We start from the raw sequence: 4,253 nt of genomic DNA, 5'->3' as shown, positions 1-4,253 counted from the left end.
CCTCCCCCAGGTGGGAGGGAGAGGCGGCGGCTTCACCTTCAGCACGAGAAGCCCTATCTTCATCCCATGATCGACGATCTCTACAGTGCGCGCATTCTGTCGCTGGCGGCCAACCTGCCGCACAGCGGGCGGCTGGCTGCGCCGCAAGGCAGCGCCGAGCGCGTCGCCAAGCTGTGCGGGTCCAAGGCCATCGTGGACGTGACGCTGGACGATGAAGGCCGCATCCGCGACTTCGCCCAGGCGGTGAAGGCCTGCGCCTTGGGTCAGGCGGCGGCGGGCGTGGTGGGCGAGAGCATCCTCGGCGCCTCGGCGTCGGAGATCCTTGAGGCCAGAGACGCCATGCTGGCCATGCTGAAATCCGGCGGTGACGGCCCCGATGGCCGCTTCGAGGGCCTGCGGGTGCTCAAGCAGGTCGCCGACTATCCGGCGCGTCACGCCTCGACCATGGTGGCGCTGGAGGCCACGCTGGACGCGGTGAATCAAGCGCTGGAAAAGCACCACAGCGATACGCGAACTCGTCTCGCCGGCGCGGCCTGAGGCGTCGTCCGGTTGATCCCCCTGCGATGAAGAGGGATAAGCACGTCGAACCCGAAACAGAGCCCCCGGCGAAGGGACAGATGTCTCTCTACGAACGCAGCGTCCGCGCGGCCCACCGGGGCTATAAGGTGACGCTGTCCCCCTTCTTCGGCCAGTCGTGCCGGTTTCTGCCGACCTGTTCGGACTATGGGCGCGACGCCCTGCTCCAGCACGGTCCGGTTCGGGGGGGATGGCTCACCGTGCGCCGTCTCTGTAAATGCCATCCCTTCGGCGGTTCGGGCTATGATCCCGTGCCGCCCGCCAAGATCGAAAAAGAACGACCGTCATGATCGAACTGAAATTCCCCGACGGCGCCGTGCGTCAGTATCCGGCCGGCTCGACGGGTCGCGACGTGGCTGCGGCCATCTCGCCCTCGCTGGCCAAGAAGGCGGCCCTGGTCGTCTGGAACGGCGAGCAGCGCGACCTGGACCGCGTCATCGACGGCGACGGCGACTTCCGCCTCTTGATGCGCGACGATCCCGAGGCGCTGGAGACCATCCGCCACGACGCCGCCCACGTCCTGGCCCAGGCGGTGCAGGAGCTCTTCCCCGGCACCCAGGTCACGATCGGCCCGGCCATCGAGGACGGCTTCTATTACGACTTCGCCCGCGACGAGCCCTTCTCGACCGACGACTTCGCCAAGATCGAAAAGAAGATGGGCGAGATCATCGACCGGGGCGCCCCGCTGGAGCGTCAGGTCTGGGACCGCGACACGGCGATCAAGCATTTCGAGTCGGTGGGCGAGACCTACAAGGCCGAGCTGATCCGCGACCTGCCGGGCACGGAGACCATCACCGTCTACAAGCAGGGCGAATGGGCCGACCTGTGCCGGGGGCCGCACTTCCCGACCACCAAGTTCGTCGGCAAGGCCTTCAAGCTGACCAAGCTGGCCGGCGCCTACTGGCGCGGTGATTCCAGCCGCGCCCAGCTGCAGCGCATCTACGGCACCGCCTGGGCGACCAAGGAGGACCTGGACGCCTATCTGCTGCGCATCGAAGAGGCCGAGAAGCGCGATCACCGCAAGCTGGGCCGCGCCATGGAGCTCTTCCACATGCAGGAAGAGGGCCGCGGCATGGTCTTCTGGCACCCCAAGGGCTGGGTCCTGTGGCGCGTGCTGGAGGCCTATATGCGCCGCCGTCTGGACGCCGCCGGATACGTCGAGGTCAAAACGCCGCAGGTTCTGGACCGCAAGTTCTGGGAGGCCTCGGGCCACTGGGAGAAGTATCGTCCCAACATGTTCGTCTGCGAGACGGTGGAGGGCGAGACCCTGTCCTTGAAGCCGATGAACTGCCCCGGCCACGTGCAGATCTTCGATCAGGGCCAGCGGTCCTATCGCGAACTTCCGCTGCGCATGGCCGAGTTCGGCGCCTGCCACCGTTATGAGCCGTCCGGTTCGCTGCACGGCCTGATGCGCGTGCGCGGCTTCACCCAGGACGACGCCCACATCTTCTGCCGCGAAGACCAGATCGTCGACGAGACGGCCGAGTTCATCAAGCTGGCCCAGTCGGTCCACGCCGACCTCGGCATGGAGACGGCCTATATCAACCTGGCCACCCGTCCCGAGGTGCGCGCCGGTTCGGACGAGTTCTGGGACAAGGCCGAGGCCCAGATGGCCGAAGCCGCCCGCCACGCCGGGGTCGAGGTGGTGATCGCCGAGGGCGACGGCGCCTTCTACGCGCCCAAGCTGGACTTCATCGTCAAGGACGCCATCGGCCGCGAATGGACCTGCGGCACGATCCAGCTGGACTATGTCCTGCCCGACCGCCTGGACGCGACCTATATCGCCGAGGACGGCCAGAAGCACCGCCCGGTCATGCTGCACCGCGCGATCCTGGGGTCGTTCGAGCGCTTCATCGGCATCATGATCGAGAACTACGCCGGGGCCTTCCCGCTGTGGCTGGCGCCGACCCAGGCCGTGGTGGCGACCATCACCTCGGACGCCGACGGTTACGCCGAGGAGGTCGCCGCCAAGTTCCGGGCGGCTGCTCTGCGGGTCGAGACCGACCTGCGCAACGAGAAGATCAACTACAAGATCCGCGAACACTCGGTCGGCAAGGTGCCCGCCATCGCCGTCGTCGGCCGCAAGGAGGCCGAGGAGGGCAAGGTCGCCATACGCCGCCTGGGCAGCCAGGCCCAGACCATCGTCACCATCGAGGAAGCCATCGCCCTGCTGACGGACGAGGCGACCCCGCCGGACCTGAAACGCCTGCGCGACGGCGGCGAGGCCTGAACATGAGAACGCCCCGGTCGAAAGGCCGGGGCGTTTTCCTTTAGGGCAGTTCCCTCCCTCTCCCGGCGGGAGAGGGCTTGAGCCTCCAAGAGCGTAGCGATTGGGCAGGCGAAAGGGTGAGGGGCTGAGGCGTCATTCGGCGTCAGCCGTCAGCCGTAGCGCGGCGACTCACGCCGAAGGCTGCTGAACGCCCCTCATCCGACCCTTCGTGCCACCTTCTCCCGATGGGAGAAGGGATGGTAATGCGGCCCCACCTCTCGCTCACTGCGCCGTCATTCCCCCGTCGATCTTGAACTCGGCGCCGGTGACGAACTTGGACTCGTCAGAGGCCAGATACAGGACGCAGTAGGCCACGTCGTCGGGCTCGCCGATGCGCTTCAGGGGGATGCCGCGCGCCAGCTTGGCGTGGGCGGTGCTCTCGTCGCCGCCGGCCATGGCGACGAAGGGATCGAGGATCGGCGTCTTGATGAAGACCGGGTGGACCGAGTTGGCGCGCACGTTCCAGCCGGCCTGAGCGGCCTCCAGCGCCACCGTCTTGGTGTAGAGCCAGACCGCCGCCTTGGTGGCGTTGTAGGCGCCCATGCCGGGCGCCGCGACCAGTCCGGCGATGGAAGAGATGTTGACGATGGAGCCCGCGCCGGAGGCCCGCAAGAGCGGCATGGCGTGCTTGCAGCCCAGCATGACCGACTCCAGATTGACCGCCTGAAGCCGCCGCCAACGCTCCAGCGTGTCCTGTTCGGCCCAGACCAGCCCGCCGCCGATGCCGGCGTTGTTCACCAGGATCGACAGGCCGCCCATGTCCTCGGCGGCGGCGGCGACGACGCGGACCCAGTCGTCCTCGCGCGTCACGTCGTGCTCATAGGCGAAGGCGGCGCCGGGATGCTCGGCATTGATGGCGTCGGCCAGAGCCTTGGCGCCGTTCAGATCCAGGTCGGAGACGGCGACCTTGGCGCCTTCCTTGACCAGCATCCGCGCCATGGCCTGGCCCAGACCGCCCGCCGCCCCGGTGATGAGGGCGGTCTTGCCGGAAACGCGGCCCGAACGGGGGCCGCTCATTCCACCAGGCCCTTGACGGCGTCGTCGATGAAGCGGGCCATGGCGACGTCCTTCTCGGTCACGCCGCCCGCGTCGTGCGTGGTCAGCAGGACCTCGACGCGGTTGTAGACGTTCGACCATTCGGGATGGTGGTCGGCCTTGTCGGCCAGCAGGGCGACGCGGGTCATGAAGCCGAAGGCGGCGTTGAAGTCCTTGAAGCGCAAGCTGCGGGCGATGGCCGGGCGCGGGTCGTCGGCGCGGCGCCAGTCGGGCAGGCCCTGAAGCACGGCGTTGACGTCGAGGGCGGTCATGGGCGTCTCCTTGATTTTCATCAGGCGTATCGCGCGGCCCGACTGGCGGCAAGTCGGCCTTCTCCCTTCCCCTCGAGGGGGAAGGGTCGGGGATGGGGGTG

5 protein-coding genes are annotated in these 4,253 nt (G+C 67.8%); 3 read left to right on the top strand and 2 right to left on the bottom strand.

Going from position 1 to position 4,253, the window contains the following annotated elements; all coding sequences use genetic code 11:
- Positions 1-66 precede the first annotated feature (66 nt).
- The 3 genes from HX774_RS16440 (at position 67) to thrS (ending at position 2,806) form a co-directional block, all read left to right on the top strand.
- Entirely contained in the window at positions 67-537 is a 471-nt protein-coding gene (locus HX774_RS16440; RefSeq protein ID WP_178828544.1) for an iron-sulfur cluster assembly scaffold protein, read from the top strand.
- Positions 538-617: 80 nt separating this feature from the next.
- Positions 618-866 (top strand): membrane protein insertion efficiency factor YidD, encoded by a 249-nt coding sequence (gene yidD, locus HX774_RS16435; protein ID WP_105562548.1) that lies wholly within the window; start codon positions 618-620, stop codon positions 864-866.
- The gene (thrS, locus tag HX774_RS16430; RefSeq protein ID WP_178828542.1) at positions 863-2,806 is read left to right on the top strand and encodes a threonine--tRNA ligase; all 1,944 of its coding nucleotides are present in this window, start codon (positions 863-865) and stop codon (positions 2,804-2,806) included. The genes yidD and thrS overlap by 4 nt, the downstream gene beginning before the upstream one ends.
- A gap of 261 nt (positions 2,807-3,067) precedes the next feature.
- Here thrS and HX774_RS16425 read toward each other — a convergent pair whose 3' ends face one another.
- Positions 3,068-3,862, bottom strand: coding sequence for an SDR family oxidoreductase (locus tag HX774_RS16425; RefSeq protein WP_178828540.1), 795 nt, complete (start codon positions 3,860-3,862; stop codon positions 3,068-3,070).
- A complete protein-coding gene (locus HX774_RS16420; protein ID WP_114818207.1) occupies positions 3,859-4,152 on the bottom strand; it encodes a 4a-hydroxytetrahydrobiopterin dehydratase in 294 nt (97 codons plus the stop codon). The genes HX774_RS16425 and HX774_RS16420 overlap by 4 nt, the downstream gene beginning before the upstream one ends.
- Positions 4,153-4,253: the final 101 nt, after the last annotated feature.

The sequence above is a fragment of the Brevundimonas sp. P7753 genome, assembly GCF_013386595.1.
GTDB lineage: Bacteria > Pseudomonadota > Alphaproteobacteria > Caulobacterales > Caulobacteraceae > Brevundimonas > Brevundimonas bullata.
The sequence above is the reverse complement of the archived record's forward strand: the minus strand, read 5'-3'. Positions and strand labels throughout refer to the sequence as shown.

Bases quoted from the DNA above. Each gene is read 5' to 3' on its own strand.
- HX774_RS16420 (WP_114818207.1), bottom strand. From the start codon at position 4,152: ATGACCGCCCTCGACGTCAACGCCGTGCTTCAGGGCCTGCCCGACTGG.
- HX774_RS16440 (WP_178828544.1), top strand. From the start codon at position 67: ATGATCGACGATCTCTACAGTGCGCGCATTCTGTCGCTGGCGGCCAAC.
- thrS (WP_178828542.1), top strand. From the start codon at position 863: ATGATCGAACTGAAATTCCCCGACGGCGCCGTGCGTCAGTATCCGGCC.
- HX774_RS16425 (WP_178828540.1), bottom strand. From the start codon at position 3,862: ATGAGCGGCCCCCGTTCGGGCCGCGTTTCCGGCAAGACCGCCCTCATC.
- yidD (WP_105562548.1), top strand. From the start codon at position 618: ATGTCTCTCTACGAACGCAGCGTCCGCGCGGCCCACCGGGGCTATAAG.